General features: G+C 61.5%; 14 protein-coding genes. 6 read left to right on the plus strand and 8 right to left on the minus strand.

What is annotated here, in order from left to right; translation table 11 throughout:
* Positions 1 to 52 precede the first annotated feature (52 nt).
* Positions 53 to 535, minus strand: coding sequence for an acyl-CoA thioesterase (locus DBR18_RS02380; protein WP_003229693.1), 483 nt, complete (start codon positions 533 to 535; stop codon positions 53 to 55).
* Positions 536 to 818: 283 nt separating this feature from the next.
* Here DBR18_RS02380 and DBR18_RS02385 point away from each other — a divergent pair, with 283 nt between their 5' ends.
* Positions 819 to 2582 carry a cation:proton antiporter gene (locus DBR18_RS02385; RefSeq protein ID WP_007960872.1) on the plus strand — a complete coding sequence of 588 codons (1764 nt, stop codon included), beginning with the start codon at positions 819 to 821 and terminating at the stop codon, positions 2580 to 2582.
* A 21-nt stretch (positions 2583 to 2603) separates the two neighbouring features.
* Here DBR18_RS02385 and DBR18_RS02390 read toward each other — a convergent pair whose 3' ends face one another.
* The 4 genes from DBR18_RS02390 to uvrD form a co-directional block, all read right to left on the minus strand.
* Positions 2604 to 3011: an SMI1/KNR4 family protein gene (locus DBR18_RS02390; protein ID WP_108589117.1), complete on the minus strand. Its 408-nt coding sequence runs from the start codon at positions 3009 to 3011 to the stop codon at positions 2604 to 2606.
* Between the two features lie 136 nt (positions 3012 to 3147).
* Positions 3148 to 4023, minus strand: coding sequence for a Tim44 domain-containing protein (locus tag DBR18_RS02395; RefSeq protein ID WP_007962237.1), 876 nt, complete (start codon positions 4021 to 4023; stop codon positions 3148 to 3150).
* Positions 4024 to 4198: 175 nt separating this feature from the next.
* A complete protein-coding gene (locus tag DBR18_RS02400) occupies positions 4199 to 4639 on the minus strand; it encodes an EamA family transporter (RefSeq protein ID WP_016984014.1) in 441 nt (146 codons plus the stop codon).
* A gap of 99 nt (positions 4640 to 4738) precedes the next feature.
* Entirely contained in the window at positions 4739 to 6922 is a 2184-nt protein-coding gene (gene uvrD / locus DBR18_RS02405) for a DNA helicase II (protein ID WP_108589118.1), read from the minus strand.
* Between the two features lie 258 nt (positions 6923 to 7180).
* Between uvrD and DBR18_RS02410 the strand changes: the two genes are divergently transcribed.
* The 3 genes from DBR18_RS02410 (at position 7181) to DBR18_RS02420 (ending at position 11442) form a co-directional block, all read left to right on the plus strand.
* Positions 7181 to 10054 carry a bifunctional diguanylate cyclase/phosphodiesterase gene (locus DBR18_RS02410; protein ID WP_108589119.1) on the plus strand — a complete coding sequence of 958 codons (2874 nt, stop codon included), beginning with the start codon at positions 7181 to 7183 and terminating at the stop codon, positions 10052 to 10054.
* A 126-nt stretch (positions 10055 to 10180) separates the two neighbouring features.
* Entirely contained in the window at positions 10181 to 11047 is an 867-nt protein-coding gene (gene hexR / locus DBR18_RS02415) for a transcriptional regulator HexR (protein WP_007962240.1), read from the plus strand.
* Positions 11048 to 11229: 182 nt separating this feature from the next.
* Positions 11230 to 11442, plus strand: coding sequence for a PA3496 family putative envelope integrity protein (locus DBR18_RS02420; protein ID WP_007962241.1), 213 nt, complete (start codon positions 11230 to 11232; stop codon positions 11440 to 11442).
* On the opposite strand, the gene DBR18_RS02425 is transcribed toward DBR18_RS02420, so the two are convergent.
* Complete coding sequence (locus tag DBR18_RS02425) at positions 11384 to 12346, minus strand: LysR family transcriptional regulator (RefSeq protein WP_108589120.1); 963 nt, start codon at positions 12344 to 12346, stop codon at positions 11384 to 11386. The two genes, DBR18_RS02420 and DBR18_RS02425, sit on opposite strands and share 59 nt — an antisense overlap.
* A gap of 190 nt (positions 12347 to 12536) precedes the next feature.
* On the opposite strand from DBR18_RS02425, the gene DBR18_RS02430 reads away from it, so the two are divergent.
* Positions 12537 to 13952 (plus strand): acetyl-CoA carboxylase biotin carboxylase subunit, encoded by a 1416-nt coding sequence (locus DBR18_RS02430; RefSeq protein ID WP_041073867.1) that lies wholly within the window; start codon positions 12537 to 12539, stop codon positions 13950 to 13952.
* A gap of 11 nt (positions 13953 to 13963) precedes the next feature.
* Positions 13964 to 15772, plus strand: a complete 1809-nt coding sequence (gene oadA / locus DBR18_RS02435; RefSeq protein WP_108589121.1) for a sodium-extruding oxaloacetate decarboxylase subunit alpha — start codon at positions 13964 to 13966, stop codon at positions 15770 to 15772.
* Between the two features lie 182 nt (positions 15773 to 15954).
* On the opposite strand, the gene DBR18_RS02440 is transcribed toward oadA, so the two are convergent.
* The gene (locus DBR18_RS02440) at positions 15955 to 17490 is read right to left on the minus strand and encodes an autotransporter domain-containing protein (protein ID WP_108589122.1); all 1536 of its coding nucleotides are present in this window, start codon (positions 17488 to 17490) and stop codon (positions 15955 to 15957) included.
* Positions 17491 to 17688: 198 nt separating this feature from the next.
* Positions 17689 to 20646 carry an autotransporter domain-containing protein gene (locus DBR18_RS02445; RefSeq protein WP_108589123.1) on the minus strand — a complete coding sequence of 986 codons (2958 nt, stop codon included), beginning with the start codon at positions 20644 to 20646 and terminating at the stop codon, positions 17689 to 17691.
* Positions 20647 to 20730: the final 84 nt, after the last annotated feature.

Consider the following 20730-nt stretch of genomic DNA (forward strand, 5'->3'; position numbering starts at 1 on the left):
ACATTAGTCCTCTGTAGGAGCTGCCGCAGGCTGCGATCTTTTGCTTTTGTTCTCAGGCGTCGCCCTTGATCTCCTGATAACGCTTTTCCAGCTCCTGGCGAATCTGCCGACGCTGCTGCGCCTGCATGTAACGACGCTTGTCTTCGCTGTTCTGCGGTTGCAGCGGCGGTACGGCCGCCGGTTTGCGCTGGTCATCCACCGCGACCATGGTGAAGAAGCAGCTGTTGGTGTGGCGCACCGAACGCTCGCGGATGTTCTCGGTCACCACTTTGATGCCGACTTCCATTGAGGTGTTGCCGGTGTAGTTGACCGAGGCGAGGAAGGTCACCAGTTCGCCGACATGGATCGGCTCGCGGAAAATCACCTGATCCACCGACAGCGTCACCACGTAGCGGCCGGCATAGCGGCTCGCGCAGGCGTAAGCCACTTCGTCGAGGTATTTGAGCAGGGTGCCGCCGTGGACATTGCCAGAGAAGTTGGCCATGTCGGGTGTCATCAATACCGTCATCGACAGTTGGGCGTTTCCGGGTTCCATAACGTTCTCACGGATCAAGGCTGGATTGCTGGAAGCACCTCTGCGGGTGCCTGGCCGCTTTTTCAAAAGCACCGTTATCGGGACGCCAGGCGGCTGGTTGTCGTCACGCCGGGATCGATCTGTTTCCTTATATTGCACCGCCTTCCAGCCGGAAGTCGCGGTGTTAACCTGCAAAAGGCCCTGCCCAAGGGCAATTCCCACACGATAAGCGGATTTTTACCCAACTCGCTCAGACCTTTCTGAATGTCTGCCTGCGGGTCAGTTCATACAAGGAGCCCACACCATGCATGCCATCAGCTTTATTCAGGACCTGGCAGTGATCATGTTGGTCGCAGGTGTGGTCACCGTGCTGTTTCACCGCTTCAAGCAACCGGTGGTGCTCGGCTACATCGTCGCCGGTTTCATCATCGGCCCGCACACCCCGCCGTTCGGCCTGATCCACGACGAAGAAACCATCAAGACCCTCGCCGAGCTGGGGGTGATCTTCCTGATGTTCTGTCTCGGCCTGGAGTTCAGCCTGCGCAAGCTGTTCAAGGTCGGCGCCACGGCGTTTATCGCGGCGTTCCTCGAAATCGTCCTGATGATCTGGATCGGCTATGAAATCGGCCGCTGGTTCGACTGGAACACCATGGACTCGCTGTTCCTCGGCGCAATCCTCGCCATCTCCTCGACCACCATCATCGTCAAGGCGCTCAACGACCTGAAGATGAAGAACGAGCGCTTCGCGCAGTTGATCTTCGGCGTGTTGATCGTCGAGGACATCCTCGGCATCGGCATCATCGCCCTGCTGTCGAGCATCGCGGTCAGCGGCACGGTCAGCTCCGGCGAAGTGTTCTCCACGGTCGGCAAGCTGTCGTTGTTCATGATCGTCGCGCTGGTGGTCGGCATCCTGCTGGTGCCGCGTCTGCTGGCTTACGTGGCCAAATTCGAAAGCAACGAGATGCTGCTGATCACCGTTTTAGGTCTGTGTTTCGGCTTCTGCCTGCTGGTGGTCAAGCTCGAATACAGCATGGTGCTCGGCGCCTTTCTGATCGGCGCGATCATGGCCGAGTCGCGGCAGTTGCTGAAGATCGAACGCCTTATCGAGCCGGTTCGCGATTTGTTCAGTGCGATCTTCTTTGTGGCGATCGGCCTGATGCTCGATCCGATGATCCTGCTGCAGTATGCGTGGCCGATCGCGGTAATCACCGTAGCGGTGGTGCTCGGCAAGATGTTGTCCTGCGGCCTCGGTGCCTTTATCGCCGGCAATGACGGACGCACCTCACTGCGCGTAGGGATGGGGCTGTCACAGATTGGCGAATTTTCCTTCATCATTGCCGCGCTCGGGATGACGCTGCAGGTCACCAGCAACTTCCTGTATCCCGTCGCGGTGGCGGTGTCGGTGATCACCACGCTGCTGACGCCGTACCTGATCCGTGCGGCTGACCCGCTGTCGATCAAGCTTTCGGCGGCGGTGCCCAAGCGTCTGGGCCGGGTGTTCGGCATGTATGGCGAATGGCTGCGCAGCATTCAGCCGCAAGGCGAGGGCGCGATGCTGGCGGCGATGATCCGGCGGATCCTGTTGCAGGTCGGGGTCAATCTGGCGCTGGTGATTGCGATTTTCTTCAGCGGTGCGTTTTTCGCCGGACGGCTGTCGGTGTGGATGCAGGACTGGATCGCTGATCCGAGCTGGCAGAAGGCATTGATCTGGGGCGGGGCGCTGCTGCTGTCGCTGCCGTTCCTGATCGCGGCGTATCGCAAGCTCAAGGCGTTGTCGATGCTGCTGGCGGAGATGGGCGTGAAGCCGGAAATGGCCGGGCGGCACACACAGCGAGTACGGCGGGTGATCTCCGAAGTGATCCCGATCCTCTCGCTGCTGGTGATTTTCCTGCTGTTGGCAGCCTTGTCGGCCAGTATTCTGCCGACCAACAAGTTGCTGGTGCTGGTCGCCGTGGTCGCGGCCGCCGTGGCGGCGCTGCTCTGGCGCTGGTTCATCCGGGTGCACACGCGGATGCAGGTGGCCCTGCTGGAAACCCTCGACAACCATAAGGAATCGTCGGGGCACTGACCCAGTCGGGCGTCTGGCGGATCAGCTTTCCAGCCAGACGTCCCGCGCCCAGTGCCACACCGATTCCCAGGACTCTTCGGTGATCAGCTCTTCTTCGCCGGACCACAGCACCACGGTGCCGTCCTCTTCGACGCAGTAGTAGTTGTCGCCGTCCTGGCAGATCGGGATCAGGTCCCGCGGTACGCCAGCGTCCCAGGCGTTGGCCGCGACATCCGGCAGGTAGGTGTGCGATTGCGGATCGGTGACGGTCACCGGCTCGAGGCTGCCGTAAACCACATCGCTGACGGTCAGCAGAAACTCTTTGAAGACGAACGGGATGTTGATGAAGAGTTCTTCCTCGATCTCCACCAACTGGTCTTCGTCAGGCAACTCCAGGGGAACCGGTACGGGTTCGTTGGCGTCGCGCAGTTGTTCGATGATTTCTTCCACGTCCGGGATCCTCTTGCTTGAATGGCGCGGTTTATATGGGCCGGTTTATACAGTAGCTCGCTATAGATGCAACCGCGAAATAGAAAACCCCGGCCGAGGCCGGGGTTTTTATTACCGCATGCGTAACGCCGAGGGATCAGCCGTTCTGGCGGATACCGGCCACCAGCCAAGGCTGGTTTTCGCCCTGTGGACGTTCCATGTTCCAGCTTTCGCTGAACACTTCGCCCTGGTCGAAACGCGAGGTCTTCGACACACCGCTGAAGGTCAGGGTGGCGATGGTCTTGTCGGCACGATCATCCACGCCGTCCAGTTGTACCTGCAGGTTGTCGATGTAGGTCGACTGGAAGCCGTCGCCCAGGTCCGCACGCTCACGCTTGAGGAAGTCGAGCATTTGCGGGGTCACGAACTCGGCGATCTTGTCCATTTCGTTGGCGTCCCAGTGCTGCTGCAGCGACTGGAAATGGCTGCGCGCGGCGGCAAGGAAGTTCTGCTCGTTGAACCACGCCGGTGCGTTGATCACCGGACGAGCGGCAACCGGAGCGGCCGAACCACCGAAGATCGAACCCATGGCAGCAGGCTTCTGCTCGAACACTTCACGCTGCATCGGTGCGCCGGCCGGGGCCAGGTGCTCCTGCTGCTTGCGTCGACGAGCGGCAATGAAGCGGAAGATCACGAACGCGATCACGGCCATGATCAGGATGTCGAAGATCTGCATGCCCTGGAAGCCACCGCCCATGAACATGGATGCGAGCAGGCCACCGGCGGCGATACCGGCCAGAGGGCCGAGCCATTTCGAAGCGCCGCCGGCCTTGGCCGCGGCACCGGCAGCGCCGGCTGCACCAGCGGTCGCTGCTGCGCCGCCCATGCCTGGGGAAGAAGGAGCCATCTGGCTGGTCTGGTGCGTCGGCGCAGCGCCGGCGCTTTTGCCACCACCAAAGCGCTTGGCGTTGGCGTCGAGGCTCATCGTCAGGCCGATGCACAACGCCATGGCGATGCTAAGAAAACGTTTCATAAAGGGAATTCCCGTTTGTGGAGACACGCGCGCCATGTTGCACAGCTGAAGTGTTACTGGCTAGCGAGAGAGTGTTTCGGGCTTTTGCCTGACAGGTTACGTTCAGCTCCGTCGAAGCAATAAGGCCATGTACTTTTGTCTGTAGGAAAAAGGGATAGGTTCAGCGAGAAATCGCTTAACGACGGAACGCCAGCATCACCACACCGGCCGTGATCAGGCCGATGCCGCCCCATTGGCGCAGGTCGAGCTTCTCTCCCAGCAGGATCACGCCGAGCACCGCCACCAGCACCACGCTGAGCTTGTCCACCGGCGCGACCAGCGAAGCCGGGCCGACTTTCAGCGCGCGGAAATAGCACAGCCACGACGCGCCTGTTCCCAGACCGGACAACAGCAGGAACAGATAGCTCTTGGCAGAAATCGATCCCAAGGATTGATATTGGCCCGTGGCGTACAAAATCAAGGCCAGGCTGACGAGTACCACGATGGTGCGCAGCAGGGTGGCGAAGTCGGAGTTGACGTTTTCGATGCCGACTTTGGCGAAGATCGCCGTCAGCGCGGCGAACGTCGCCGAGAGCAGGGCCCAGAATGTCCAGGAAGAGAAGAAGCCTGAGCCCATTTGCACTGTCCTTTCAAATCAAAAGATCGCAGCCTGCGGCAGCTCCTACAGGGGAGCGTGCTTTTGTAGGAGCTGCCGCAGGCTGCGATCTTTTCGTTTTTAGATAGCTTCCAGCTTCGCGTAGCCCAGCATCAGCCACTTGCTGCCTTCGCTGAAATTCACCTGCACCCGCGCCTGTGCGCCGGCACCTTCGAAGTTCAAAATCACGCCGTCGCCGAAGATCGAATGGCGTACCGCCTGACCCAGGCTGAAGCCGGTTTCCGGAATCTCGCTGCCGCTGAACAGGTTGCTGCCGCTCATCGACTGATTGCCGCCGAACGGTCGGCTGACACTGTTCGACAGGCGTACTTCCTGAATCAGACCTTTCGGCACTTCCCGTACGAAACGCGAGACCTTGTTGTAGGTTTCGCTGCCGTACAGGCGTCGGGTTTCAGCGTAGGTCATCACCAGATTCTGCATGGCGCGGGTGATGCCGACGTAGGCCAGCCGCCGTTCTTCCTCAAGGCGGCCCGGTTCTTCCAGGCTCATCTTGTGCGGGAACAGGCCTTCTTCCATGCCCACCAGGAACACGTAAGGGAATTCCAGGCCTTTGGCGCTGTGCAGCGTCATCAGCTGAATGCTGTCTTCGTGTTCGTCGGCCTGGGTGTCGCCGGCTTCCAGCGACGCGTGGCCGAGGAACGCCGCCAGTGGCGTCAGCTCTTCGTCTTCTTCGGTGTTCTCGAAATTGCGCGCGGCGCTGACCAGTTCCTCAAGGTTTTCCACCCGGGCCTGGCCTTTCTCGCCTTTTTCCGCTTCGTGATAGGCAATCAGCCCCGATTGCTCGATGACGGTCTGAGTCATCAGGTGCAGCGGCATTTCCATGCACTTGGCGGCAAGGTTCTCGATCAGCTCGATAAACGCACCTAAGGCGCCGGCAGCGCGACCGGTCAGGCCTTTATTGGCGACCAGTTGCCGCATCGCTTCCCACATCGACACATCGCTGTGGCGTGCGTGCTCGCGAATCGCTTCGACGGTTTTTTCGCCGATGCCACGGGCCGGGACGTTGATCACCCGCTCCAGCGCCGCGTCGTTGCCGCGACCTTCGAGCAAGCGCAGGTAGGCCATGGCGTTCTTGATTTCCGCGCGTTCGAAGAAGCGCTGGCCGCCATAGATGCGGTACGGAATGCGCTCGCGCAGCAACGCTTCTTCGAGAACGCGCGATTGGGCGTTGGAGCGGTAGAGAATCGCAATATCGCTACGGGCCAGGCCGGTTTTCAGCGCGCTTTCGATGGTTTCGACAACGTAGCGTGCTTCGTCGTGTTCGTTGAACGCGGCGTACAGGTTGATCGCCTCGCCGTCGCCGCCGTCGGTCCACAACTCTTTGCCGAGACGTCCGGTGTTGTTGGCGATCAAGGCGTTGGCCGCTTTGAGGATGCCAGCGGTGGAGCGGTAGTTCTGCTCCAGACGAATGGTCACCGAATCCGGGAAGTCGGAGGAGTACTGATGAATGTTCTCGATTTTCGCCCCGCGCCAGCCGTAGATCGACTGGTCGTCGTCGCCGACCACCATCAGGCTGTCGCCGCCCTTGCCCAGCAGACGCAACCAGGCGTACTGCACGGCGTTGGTGTCCTGGAACTCGTCCACCAGAATGTGGCGGAAGCGCTTCTGATAGTGCGCCAGCAGGCCCGGGTGATCGCGCCACAAATCGAGGGCGCGCAGCAGCAGTTCGGAGAAGTCGATGACGCCCGCGCGCTGGCAGGCAGCCTCGTAGGCTTCATAGATGCCGCGCATGGTCGCCAGATACAAGTCGCCGCTGGCCTGAATGTGTTGCGGACGCAGACCTTCGTCTTTCTGCCCGTTGATGAACCACTGAGCCTGACGGGCCGGCCAGCGCTGCTCGTCCAGCCCCAGCTCGCGGATCACCCGCTTGACCAATCGTTGCTGGTCGTCGCTGTCGAGAATCTGGAAGGTCTGGCTCAGGCCGGCTTCCTGCCAGTGCGCACGCAGCAAGCGGTGCGCCAGGCCGTGGAAGGTGCCGACCCACATGCCGGCCGGGTTGATACCCAGCAACTGCTCGATGCGATGACGCATCTCGGCAGCGGCCTTGTTGGTGAAGGTCACCGACAGAATGGAGTGGGGTGAGGCGTTTTCGACCTGGATCAACCAGGCGATACGGTGCACCAGCACTCGGGTTTTACCGGAGCCGGCACCGGCCAGGACCAACTGACGGCCAACGGGGGCTGCTACGGCCTGACGTTGGGCATCGTTGAGGGAGTTCAGCAGAAGGGAGAGATCATCGCGCATCGGGGCATTCTAGGGTGCGCCGCAGGCCCGGGCAAACCGAGCTTTGCATTAGCCGATGAAAGTGCCGCCGATGACGACCGGTCGGTCACTGGCTACAGGCTTCGGCCCGCCTCGCTCTGCGGGTTTTGCCGGTGATCGGGCGGGGGAAAGTTTCGTTCAAATTATGATCTGGAGCAGTTTGGCAACGGGGTTGGCTTGTGTATGCTCCGTGCACATTTCGGGCGCATGCCCGTCCTAATAAGAACAAGAACGTTGCCCATGACCCTCAGCTCCGAACTGTCGGGCCCCTCCGTGGAACCCCGGGTTATCCGCAAACACTACGCCACCGCGATGGCGGTCGAACGCACGCGTCTGCTGTATCAGGGCTCTTTGCTGCCCACCCTCTTCATGTTGATCAATGGTCTGGTCTGCGCCGGTTTGATCTGGAGCCCGCAGCGCTATTTCGTGGTCAGTATCTGGCTGGTCTGGTTGCTCTCGCTGGTGGCGCTGCGGGTGATTCAGGTCGCCGCGTTCGATTCGGCAATCCCCGACCGTCAGGCCCAGCCGATCTGGTTCCGCATGTTCCTGCTCGGCTCGACCCTGACCGGTCTGACCCTGGCCGGCGCCGGCATCGCGCTGGTGCCTGCCGACAACTTCATGCAGCAAGCCTGGGTGTTCGGCCTGATCGGCGCCGCGACCTTGTCGGCCAGCGTCGCCTACGCGGTCAGCCTGCCGGCGTTTCTGTCGTTCACGTTGCCGTGCCTGCTGCCAGCGATCGGCTACCTGTTCTGGGGCGGTGATGATCAGGCGCGGGGCTGGGGCTGGCTGGGATTGATTCTGCTCGGCTCGCTGAGCGTGGTGGCGTGGCAGGTCAATCGACTGATTGATCGCGGTTTGTTGCGGCGTTTTCAGAATCAGCACCTGATTGAGCATTTGCAGCAGGCGCAGAGCCGCAGCGAGCAGCTCAATCAGGCGCTTGGCAAAGAGGTCGAACAGCGGCGTTGTGCCGAAGGTGCACTGCGCGAGGCGCAGATCGAGCTGGAAGACCGGGTGGCGCAGCGCAGCCGCGAACTGGACGTCGCCAATCAGGCGCTGAGCAAAAGCGAAGCCCGTCTGGCTCTGGCGTTGAAGGCCAGTGAGCTGGGGCTGTGGGACTGGAACCTGCAGACCGACGAAGTTCACCACACGCAGATTCAGGAACTGTTCGGCCTTGCGCCGGAATACGTCACGGCGATCCTGCGCGACCTCAAGCCGCGGCTGCACCCCGAGGATGTGCCGTCGCTCAAGCAGGCGCTGATCGAGCATTTGAAGGGCCGCACCGAGGACTATCAGATCGAGTACCGCGTGCGCCACGGCGACGGTCATTGGGTGTGGATCGAAGACCGTGGCCGTGCGGTGGAGCGCAGCGATAACGGGCAGGTGATCCGCATGGTCGGCACCCGGCGCGACATCAGCGCCAGCAAAAGCCTCGAGGAACAGCAGCGTCTGGCCGCCACGGTGTTCGAGGCGGCCAGCGAAGGCATCGTCATTCTCGACCCGAACTACGCGCTGATCGCGATCAATCAGGCGTTCAGCCGGGTCACCGGTTATGACATCGAAGACATGCTCGGGCGCAACGTCGTCGAACTGCCGTGCAGTCGAGATGCCCGCCGGCATTACGTCGCGATCCGCCACGCGCTGGAGCAGCACGGCAGTTGGCAGGGCGAACTGGTGGAAACCCGCAAGAACGGTGAGTTGTATCCGCAGTGGCTGCAACTCAACGCGGTGCGCGACAGTCGGGGAAACGTCAGCCATATCGTCGGCTTCTTCGCCGATCTTTCCGCGCGGCGTGAATCCGAAGAGCGCATGCGTTTCCTGACGCACTACGATGAACTCACCGGGCTGGCCAACCGCTCGCTGTTCCGCGAACGTCTGCACGAAGCCCATCAGCGCGTGCGTCAGGGTGGACGCCGGAGTCTGGCGTTGCTGCACATCAATCTGGACCGCTTCAAGCTGCTCAATGACAGCCTCGGCCATGAAGTGGCAGATCAGTTGCTGCAGAAAATGGCCCGGCGGCTGGTCAATGCCTTGCCGGAAGCGGACACGATCGCCCGACTGTCCGGCGATGAGTTTGCCGTGCTGTTCGATGCCTACGGCAACCTGTCGAGTCTGGCGCGGGTCGCCACGCGGCTGTCGAGCAAGCTGCGCCTGCCGTTGACGGTCGAAGGGCATGAACTGGTGGTCAGCGCCTCGATGGGCATCAGCATGCTGCCGGACAACGCCCGAGAGATTGCCGCGCTGGTCAGTCAGTCGAACATGGCGATGCAACACGCCAAGCATCTGGGCGGCAACAATTTCCAGTTCTACACCGACAGCCTGCAGGCCAGCACCCTTGAGCGCCTGCAACTGGAAAACCAGCTGCGCAAAGCCATCGAAGACAAACAGCTCAAGGTGTTCTATCAGCCGAAGCTGTGCCTGCAAACCGGGCGACTGAATGCGGCGGAAGCGCTGGTGCGCTGGGATCATCCGACCATGGGCCGGGTGCCGCCGGGGAACTTTATCGGTCTGGCCGAGGAAACCGGGCTGATCGGGCCGATCGGCGAATTCGTGCTGCGCCAGGCCTGCTGGCAGGCCTGCGAATGGCAGCGCCAGGGGCTGGCGCCGATTCGGGTTTCGGTGAACCTGTCGGTGCATCAACTGCGGCAGGGCAAACTGGTCAGTCTGGTGCGCCAGGTGCTGGAGGAAACCGGGCTGGCGCCGCACTACCTCGAACTGGAGCTCACCGAGAGCCAGTTGCTCGACAGCGTCGAACACATCATCGCGACCTTCCAGCAACTGCGCGATCTGGGGGTGAAGCTGGCAATCGATGATTTCGGCACCGGCTACTCGTCGCTCAGTTACCTCAAACGGATTCCGGTGGATTACGTGAAGATCGATCAGGCGTTCATTCGTGGACTGGGGCAGGGCAGTGAGGATGCGGCGATCACCCGGGCGATCATCGCCATGGCTCACGGGCTGTCATTGAAAGTGGTGGCCGAAGGTGTCGAGCGGCAGGAACAGCTGGAATTTTTACGCACCGAACACTGCGATGAAGTGCAGGGCTATCTGATCAGTCGTCCGGTGGAAGCCGAGCGTCTGGCCGGGCTGTTGCGTGAACAGGGAAATCCGCTTTAGGGCTACATGTACTCCATCGCGCCTGATATGGGGACATGGAGTTACGCATTGAGCAGGCAAAAAGCCAATTCATGTAGTATAACTACAAGCGTGCTACATCCTTGCCCATAAGAAGAGTCCAGCCCCTTGAATCTGCTGCAACACATCGCCCAGTCACGTCACCTGTTACGCAAGTCGGAGCTCAAGGTCGCCGACCACGTGCTGCTTGACCCTGCGGCGGTGATGCACAGTTCCATGGCCGACCTGGCCCACAGCGTCGGCATCAGCGAGCCGACCATTGTGCGTTTCTGCCGGGCCATCGGCTGCTCCGGCTTTCAGGATCTCAAGCTCAAACTGGCGCAAAGCCTGGCCGCGGGCGCCAGCTTCGGCCAGTTCGCAATCCACGAAGACGACTCGGTCGCCGACTACAGCCTGAAGATTTTCGACACCACCCTGCACACCCTGATGGAGGTTCGCGAGAAGCTCGACCCGGTGGAATTGCAGCGCGCGGTGACGCTGATGTCGCAGGCGCAGCGCGTCGAGTTCTACGGGTTTGGTGCCTCGGGCGCGGTGGCGGCGGATGCGCAGCACAAGTTCTTCCGTTTGCTGCTGACGGCGGCGGCGTATTCCGACCCGCACATGCAGGCGATGTCGGCGGTGACGTTGAAGCCCACCGACGTGGCGATCTGCATTTCCCAGTCCGGGCGCTCCAAGGACCTGCTGATCACCGCCAACCTGGTGCGCGAGAGCGGTGCTTCGCTGATCACCCTGTGCCCGAGCCAGACACCGCTGGCCGAACTGTCGACCGTCAACCTGGCGATCGATGTGCACGAAGACACCGAAATCTATACGCCGCTGACCTCGCGCATCGCGCACCTGGTGGTGATCGATGTGCTGGCGATGGGCGTGGCCATGGCGCGCGGGCCGAGCCTGGTTAATCACCTGAAGAGCGTGAAGCGCAGCCTGCGCAGCCTGCGCCTGTCGCCGAAGGCCGTGAAAGCCTTGGACGATTAAGATCAAAAGATCGCAGCCTTCGGCAGCTCCTACATGGAAATGCATTCCAATGTAGGAGCTGCCGAAGGCTGCGATCTTTGCTTTTGAGTGCAAACTTTCATCTGCCTGTAACCCAGGCGCAGCCAAACCGTCATCCCGTCTGCCTATCGTGAAACTCCCGTACTCGCCTTGGGAGACTCGAAATGGCTCAGCCCTACGAAGAACGCAACAGCGCCGCGAAAACCCGTCGTCAGCAGGAAGACCAGCGCCGCATGGAATTCCGTCGCGCCATCGAAGATCGCTTCGAACTTCGTCAGCTTCAAAGCGAAATCAGCGATTTTCCCGAGGACATCGAACTCAACTACTGGCAGGCAGCACCGGCAGCTTCCCGTCGAAGCGCTCAACCAGCGCGCTGATCTGCACCCGTTCGCTGCGGATAAACGCCAGGAAGGCGTGCGCCACCGGTGACAGGCGTTTGGCCTTGGCTTGCACCAGGCACCAGCTGCGAAACAGCGGCAATTCTTCGACCGGCAGCTCGACCAGGCCGCCGGTCGCCAGCTCCAGGTTCAGGGCGTGGCGCGTCAACAGCGCCAGGCCCAGACCCGCCACCACGCATTCACGCTGGGCTTCGGCCGAGGCCACTTCCTGGGTCTGGGTGAAGTGCACGCGTTTTTCCTTGAAATACTCTTCACAGGCCAAGCGTGTGCCCGAACCCGGTTCGCGGATCAGCAGCGTGTAAGGTTCAAGATCCTGCAAACGCAGCGGCCCCATGTGTGCCAACGGATGGTCCGGGCGCGCCACGGCGACAATCGGATTGTTCAGAAACGGCAGAAACTCCAGGCCCATGTCCTGCGGCACCATCGACATGATCACCAGATCGTCGCGGTTGTCCGAAAGCCTGCGAATCACCTGCCCGCGGTTGACCACCGTCAGTTGCAAGTTCACTTCCGGGTGCTGGCGCTTGAAGGCGGCAAACAGGTGCGGCACGAAGTATTTGGCGCTGGATTCTATCGCCAGTTTCAACTGGCCTTGCAACGAGCCCTGCATGTCAGACAGCTGCATATCGAGGTTTTCCAGGCGCCCGAAGATGTCCCGGCTGGCGCGCTGAAGGGCTTCGGCAGCCTCGGTCATGTAGAGTTTTTTGCCGACATAATCGAATAATGGCTGGCCGATCAGCTCTTCGAGCTGACGGATCTGTAGGCTGACGGCCGGTTGTGTGAGAGACATTTCTTCAGCTGCGCGGCTGTAGGAACGCAAATCACACACTTCGTTGAAAATCTGCAACTGGCGTAATGTCATACGCATCAAGGACTTACGCATTTCTTACAGGCTCTGTCGGCGGGCTGGTGGTTTAACTATAAGTCTTTGCTTATGCCTGACCCAATTTTTATTCATTTTTGTTAATCCCTTGCGAGCGCTAGTGTGGGGCTGCGACCAAATTGAAACATTTGGTCACGCGTCGACCTGGGTCTAGCAGGTCGTGGTGCCACCGGCTCAAGGGAACCTCCAAGTGATAACAAAGATCCTGATCGCCAACCGTGGTGAGATTGCCGTACGAATCGTGCGAGCCTGCGCCGAGATGGGCATTCGCTCGGTTGCGATTTTTTCCGACGCCGACCGCCATGCCTTGCATGTGAAGCGTGCGGACGAAGCCCACAGCATCGGTGCCGAGCCACTGGCCGGTTACCTCAACCCGCGCAAGCTGGTGAACCTGGCGGTGGAAACCGGTTGCGATGCACTGCACCCCGGTTACGGCTTCCTCTCGGAAAACGCTGAGCTGGCAGACATCTGCGCCGAACGCGGGATCAAATTCATCGGCCCGTCGGCAGAAGTCATTCGCCGCATGGGCGACAAGACCGAAGCCCGGCGCAGCATGATCAAGGCCGGCGTGCCGGTCACCCCGGGCACCGAAGGCAACGTGTCGGGTATCGAGGAAGCGTTGGCCGAGGGCGACCGCATCGGTTACCCGGTGATGCTCAAGGCCACCTCCGGTGGCGGCGGCCGCGGTATCCGTCGCTGCAACAGCCGCGAAGAACTCGAACAGAATTTCCCCCGGGTGATCTCCGAGGCGACCAAGGCCTTCGGTTCGGCGGAAGTGTTCCTGGAAAAATGCATCGTCAATCCCAAGCACATCGAAGCGCAGATCCTCGGCGACAGCTTCGGTAACGTGGTGCATCTGTTCGAGCGTGACTGCTCGATCCAGCGCCGCAACCAGAAGCTGATCGAGATCGCCCCCAGCCCGCAACTGACCCCGGAACAGCGCGCTTACATCGGCGACCTGTCGGTACGTGCGGCCAAGGCTGTGGGTTACGAGAACGCCGGTACCGTGGAGTTCCTGCTCGCCGAGGGCGAGGTGTACTTCATGGAGATGAACACCCGGGTGCAGGTGGAGCACACCATCACCGAAGAAATCACCGGGATCGACATCGTCCGCGAACAGATCCGCATCGCCTCCGGCCTGCCGCTGTCAGTGAAGCAGGAAGACATCCAGCACCGTGGTTTCGCGTTGCAGTTCCGCATCAACGCCGAAGACCCGAAGAACAACTTCCTGCCGAGCTTCGGCAAGATCACTCGTTACTACGCCCCCGGCGGCCCGGGCGTGCGCACCGACACGGCGATCTACACCGGCTACACCATTCCGCCGTTCTATGACTCGATGTGCCTGAAACTGGTGGTCTGGGCGCTGACCTGGGAAGAGGCCATGGACCGTGGCCTGCGGGCACTGGACGACATGCGTCTGCAAGGCGTGAAAACCACCGCCGCGTACTACCAGGAAATCCTGCGCAACCCGGAATTCCGTAGCGGTCAGTTCAACACCAGCTTCGTTGAAAGCCACCCGGAACTGACCAACTACTCGATCAAGCGCAAACCCGAAGAGCTGGCCCTGGCCATCGCCGCCGCCATTGCCGCCCACGCAGGCCTGTGAGGAATACAACAATGTCCAAGAAGATCTTTGTCACCGATACCATCCTGCGCGACGCTCACCAATCGCTGCTCGCCACCCGCATGCGCACCGAAGACATGCTGCCGATCTGCGACAAGCTCGACAAGGTCGGCTACTGGTCGCTGGAGTGCTGGGGCGGCGCGACGTTCGACGCCTGCGTACGTTTTCTGAAAGAAGACCCGTGGGAGCGCCTGCGCCAACTGCGCGCCGCGCTGCCCAACACTCGCCTGCAAATGCTCCTGCGCGGACAGAACCTGCTGGGCTACCGCCATTACAGCGATGACGTGGTCAAGGCGTTCGTCGCCAAGGCAGCGGTCAATGGCATCGACGTGTTCCGTATCTTCGACGCAATGAACGACGTGCGTAACCTGCGCGTGGCCATCGAAGCGGTGAAGGCTGCCGGCAAACACGCCCAGGGCACCATCGCCTATACCACCAGTCCGGTGCACACCATCGATGCGTTCGTGGCGCAAGCCAAGCAGATGGAAGCCATGGGTTGCGACTCGGTGGCGATCAAGGACATGGCCGGTCTGCTGACACCGTATGCCACCGGCGAACTGGTTCGCGCACTGAAAGCCGAGCAGTCGCTGCCAGTGTTCATCCACTCTCACGACACCGCAGGCCTCGCTGCCATGTGCCAGCTCAAGGCCATTGAAAACGGCGCCGACCACATTGACACCGCGATCTCCAGCTTCGCCTCGGGCACCAGCCATCCGGGCACCGAGTCGATGGTCGCAGCGCTCAAGGGCACCGAGTACGACACCGGCCTGAATCTGGAACTGCTGCAGGAGATCGGTCTGTACTTCTACGCCGTGCGCAAGAAGTACCACCAGTTCGAAAGCGAATTCACTGCCGTCGACACTCGTGTGCAAGTCAACCAGGTGCCGGGCGGGATGATCTCCAACCTCGCCAACCAGTTGAAAGAGCAGGGCGCGCTGAATCGCATGGCCGAAGTGCTGGCGGAAATCCCGCGTGTTCGGGAAGACCTCGGTTTCCCGCCACTGGTGACCCCGACTTCGCAGATCGTCGGTACCCAGGCGTTCTTCAACGTACTGGCCGGTGAGCGCTACAAGACCATCACCAACGAAGTGAAGCTGTACTTGCAGGGCGGTTACGGCAAGGCGCCGGGCGTGGTGAATGAAAAACTGCGTCGCCAGGCCATCGGCAGCGAAGAAGTGATCGATGTGCGTCCGGCTGATCTGCTCAAGCCGGAAATGACCAAGCTGCGTGCCGATATCGGTGCACTCGCCAAGTCCGAAGAGGACGTGCTGACGTTCGCCATGTTCCCGGACATCGGCCGCAAGTTCCTTGAAGAGCGTGCCGCCGGCACCCTGACGCCGGAAGTGCTGTTGCCGATCCCCGAGGCCGGTGGTGTGGCGAAGGCCGGTGGCGAAGGCGTGCCGACCGAGTTCGTCATCGACGTGCACGGCGAAACCTATCGCGTCGACATCACCGGTGTCGGTGTGAAGGCCGAAGGCAAACGTCACTTCTACCTGTCCATCGACGGCATGCCGGAAGAAGTGGTGTTCGAGCCGCTCAACGAATTCGTCAGCGGTGGCAGCAGCAAACGCAAACAGGCATCCGCACCGGGCCACGTCAGCACCACCATGCCGGGCAACATCGTCGATGTGCTGGTCAAGGAAGGCGACACCGTCAAGGCGGGCCAGGCCGTGCTGATCACCGAAGCGATGAAGATGGAAACCGAAGTCCAGGCAGCGATTGCCGGCAAGATCACGGCCATCCACGTCGCCAAGGGCGACCGGGTCAATCCGGGTGAAATCCTGATCGAGATCGAAGGCTGAGATAACCGCCGCGATCCAACGCTTTAAACCTCGGGGGGGCATGTGCTCCCCTTTTTTTTCGCCTGCAATACGCTGCTCTTGGTAGGAGCTGCCGCAGGCTGCGATCTTTTGATTTTGATTTTGATTTTGCTTTTGAAGATCAAAAGATCGCAGCCTGCGGCAGCTCCTACACGAGCGTTGGGTCAGAACTCCATTCGCCACTGGCCGGTCACGCCATAGCTGCGGCTATCAGAGCCGGCGTCGCCGCTGATGCCGACGCCCAGGGTGTTGCGAGTGGACAGCGTCAGGTCCAGACCTGCATCCAGGCTAAAGAGGTTGCGATCTGTCCCGGCACCGATTACCTCGAAGCTTTTGCCGCCCTTGACCAGTTGCTGGCGCGTTTCGTTATCAAGCGCTCCGTAGGTTCGTTTCATGCTCGCGCTCAGGCGCGGCGTCAGTTGCAGGCCGTTGGGCAGATGACTGGTTTTCGCCATGCGCAGGCCGACCGTGCTGGTCGGATTCGCCTGCGTCTGACCATCAACCTTCAGCGCCGCATCCCCCCCTTTTTCGGTGTAATCGTCACGCTGGTAGCGCTGATACCCGACACCGGCAAACGGTTCGATGCTGACGTCGCCGCGGCCCAGGTTGTAGCCGACCTCGGCAAACACTTGCTGAGTGCTGGCCTTATAGCTGCTCTTGAGCCGGTCGCTGAAACCGTTGAAGGCAACGCTACGCTTGCCGCTGCCGTCATGGCCACCGTAGCTGGCGCCCAGCCGCAGGGCGAAAGGGCCATCCTGGCGCAACGCGTATGCGCCAAGGTGCCAGCTGTCGAGATCGCCGTCGAACTGCCGGGCGTCGAAGCGGGTTTGGGCTTTTGCACCCATCAGGCCGAGATGCCATTGCTCATCGAATCGCCAGTCGGCACCCAGAACCAGGCCATGGGTGGAGTGTTTCAGGGCGCTGTCGAAGTCGCGATCGACCTTGCCTCCGTGCCCCAGCGCCTGCAGCCAGACCCGCCCGCTGCCTTCACCGCCAGCGGCAAGACGCGGCGCACTGCCCGAACCCTGCGTACCCTTGCGGTTGCCCAGCTGATGCATGGCCGAGAGCATGCTCGCGCTGACCGGGCTGGCGCTGCTCAATGTGGCTTTGGCGAGGTTGGCGTTGCTGCCGGCGGCAAGTTGCTCGAGTGCCAGGCTGGCCGTGGGTGTACTGGCGTCGAGCAGGGCGCTGATGGCGGCATTCGACGGTATGGCAGGCGTTTCGGGCCGTACAGGCTGGGGTAATGCGCCAGGCGCTTGAGGTTGTTCAGATGGGACGGGGTTTTCTTCAAGGCTTTTTGCGAGCGTGCGAGCATTCGTGCTGCTTGCCAGTTGCTCCAGGGATTCGTCGCGTAGAGGCTCAAACGGCTTGCCCCGGTCGGGTGTCTGGTGTTCGGCGTTATTGGCAGAGCTTTCCGCCAGCGTTTCCCCAGCCAATGTCTGACCCATTGGAAGATTGTCCACGGGTTCGATGGCGGTGGGTGCAGGGCTTTGACTGATGACTTCTTCAATCGTTGAGAGGCCGTCTGACTCTACGGGTGGTTTTGGCGTTCTTTTTCGAGGCTTTTTGGGTTTGGTTTCAGCCGCGTTCTCGGCGACCGGGATGTCCGGCTGTTGGGCATTGGAGACGCTGCTCCATCCGATTGCCAGTGCAATCGCCACGGCGAGTTGGAGGGGGCGAAACTTATAGTGTCCGGGCATGAATCGGGCCTCTCTGGATTGGAGACCCCACTCTATTTTTGCTGCAGAAAAACCGATGTCAGCTGCTTCTCACTGCTTTGCAGGCGACATCGGAGCTTCACTGTAGAAAATCACCGCAGGACGCGTGATCAGTAATTTTAGTCGCGCCCGGCAGGGCCTTTTCCTACGAAAATCCAGACGCTACCGGCTGTTCAACAATCAGAAATTCATCTGCCACTGTCCGACCAACCCGTGGTTGCGACTGTTGCTGCCCATCTCGCCGCTATAACCCAGCCCCAGGGAGTGTCGTGCCGAAATGCCCACATCCAGCCCGGCTTCAAGTACCAGGCTGTCGCGATCCAGGGCGCTGCCATCAACATTGAATGCCGTGCCGCCGACCACGAATGCCTGACGCGTCGAGCTGCTGACAGCGCCGTAGGTGTGCTTCCAGCCTGCGGCCAGGCGCGGGGTCAGGCTCATGCCGTTGTCCAGACTGCTCAGGTGCGCCAGACGCAGGCCGAGGGTGCTGCTGAAGTTGTCCTGGGTCTGGCTGTCGACGTCCAGTGCGGCGGCGCCTCCCTTTTCCTGGTAACGGTCGCGGTGGTAGCGCTGGTAGCCAAGGCTGGCGAACGGCTCGGCGCTGAGACAGCGGCTGCCCATGGCGTAGCCGAGTTCGGCGAAGGCTTGCTGGCTGTCGGCGTCGTAATCACCCTTGAGCCGATCACTGAAACCGTTGAATGCCACGGTGCGTTTGCTTTCCCCCTGATGGCCGCTGTACGCCGCGCCAAGGCGCAGAGAAAGCGGGCCGCTCTGGCGCAGTGCGTAGACGCCGGCGTGCCAGCTCTCGACGTTGCCATCGACGCCGGTCGCGTCCAGATCAGTCTTCGAATAACCGCCGAGCACACCGAGGCGCCATTGCGGGTTCAGCGCCCATTCGGCACCCAGCACGCTGCCCTTGGTGCGTTGCTCCAGGCCACTGTTGCCGTGTTCGCCGTCGAGCTTGCCGTAGCCGCCGATGGCTTGCAGCCACAGGCGTCCGCGCGCATTCGGATCATTCAGATTGCGCGCCTCGGTCGGTACGCCATTGGCCGCCAGTACAGGTGTTTCTCGCTGATCAAGGCCGACCATCAATCCCGGGCTGCCGCCCATCTGCTGCATCGCCGCAAGCATGCTGTTGCCGACCTGACTGCTGGCGCCGAGGGTAGCACTGGTCAGGTTGGCATTGCTGGCGCCGGCCAGTTGTTCGATCGCCGCACCCGCGGTGCTTTGAGTGGTGTTGAGCAGGGCGTTGTACAGCGCGTTGTTCTTGCCCATTGAAGCGAGGCTGCTGGCCGCGTTGTTGCCGTTGCCGGTCGCCGCGAATTGGCTGAAGGCCACGTCATTGCGGGTGTAGGTCAGATCGACCTGCGTCGGGGTGTAGGCCAGGGTAGGCGTGAGGAATGCGTAATCGCTGGTGACCTTGCCGAAGGTGCCGTTGACGCTGGCCGCTTGCAGCACGGTGTAATGACTCTGCCACGGATAGGTGCCGCTGCCGGGATTTACCGCCAGGGTCGCACCGTTGAGGTTGGCCGTGCCGCCGACCTGCACCGGGGCGCTGCTGCCGTCGGCGTTGACCCCGTAGGCCAGGGTCGATCCGCTGCCCATGTTCAAATCATGCACGATGCTTGCGCGCCCGAGGCCGGTGTTGGTACGCAGCGTACCGTTGACGTCGAGGCTACCCACCGAGCCGCCACCGGCGTACACACCGCCGGCGTCTACCGTCAGGCTGCCGGCGATGCCGCCCTGATTGATCAGGGTGGCGCCATTGCGAACCGCACCGCCGTCGCTGAAATCGCCGTTGCCGGTGAGTGTCCACGCGCCTTGCCGGACTTCCAGCCACTCGAAATCGCGGCTGGCGCCGAAGCTGCCGCCCGCCGCGTCGTCCATCACCACCCGGTCATAACCGCTGCCGCCATCGACCACGCCGACGAAACGGCTGCCATTGCGCAGGGTCAGGCTGTCGTTGCCGCCCCCCAGGTCGAGCGCCAGGCCGTCGCTGCCGCTGATGGTGCCGCCGTTGATCACGGTGTCGGCGAACTCGCCGACGAATTTCACGCCGAAGCCGTCGAGGCCTCGAATGGTGCCGTAGTTCTCCAGAGTGGTCGCCGCCAGCCCTGAACCGCCGCTGCCGTCGTCCACCAGAATGGCGCTGTTGGCCCCGCTGATCAGTGCGCCATTGGCGTTGAGAATATAGCCGCCGCCGAGGGCGATGCCCTCACTGCCGTTGGCGAACCCGCCCTTGTCCACGCCCCCGGCGCCAACGCCTTGGATGGTGCCGTAGTTTTCGATGTGAGCGATTTTGTCGATATCCACCCCGTCGCCATCCCCGTTCGCTTGCAGCCCAGAGTAAGCGCCGGTAAGGGTGCCGTGGTTGATCACCGTGCCGTCGCCGTCGGAGCCGAACCCGGAACCGTTGCGCCCGGTGATTTGCCCATAGTTGACCAGCGTCGCCCCGAGGTCGGTGGTGATGCCATGGCGGCCGCCGGAAATCACTCCGTAGTTGGTCACGCTGACGCCGCTGGCCGAGTCGATGTCGATGCCGTCGAATTTCTCGTCGGCGTTGTGCGAGTCACCGGTGGAGATTTCGCCGTAGTTGGTGATGGTCGCGTTGGCGCCGGTCTTCATGCCGTCGCTGGCATCGCCGCGAATCAGCCCGCCCGCGCGGTTGATGATGGTGGTTCTGACCCCGTCGCTGCGCAGGGCATCGAGGTCCAGACCTTGGCCGGTGGTGGAGCGAATCACACCACTGTTGTCGATCAACAGGCTGCCGCTGACGAAATTGCTGTCGATACGCAGCGCGTCGTTGGCGCCCAGAATTTGCCCGCCGCTGCGGTTGTAGATCCGGTAATTGCGCGCTTGGGTCAGGTCTCCACTGCTGTCGATGGCCCGACCCCCGGTGGAAACGATTCTCCCCGCGTTATCGACAACCACACCGACGCCGCTGGTCTGGTCCTTCAGGCTCACAGCCTTGCCGCTGTTGGTAATGCTGCCCGGTGCCGAAATCGTCAGCGTGTCGCTGCCGCCAAGGGTCTGCGAAGCGGTGGTGGCGGTATCGATCTGCACGGTTTTGCCGTGGGCGGTGCCGGCGGTGATCAACAAAATAGCGGCGAGGGACAAGCGCTGCGGCGGGAAGGTCATGAGTGAACGGCCTTTTGTTATAAGCGGGCCGTCCTGTATAGCGAAGGGTTTTTACAGAATGATGTCTTGAAGTCTGTCTGCATT

It is taken from the genome of Pseudomonas sp. HMWF021 (genome assembly GCF_003061005.1).
In the GTDB taxonomy this organism is placed as follows: domain Bacteria; phylum Pseudomonadota; class Gammaproteobacteria; order Pseudomonadales; family Pseudomonadaceae; genus Aquipseudomonas.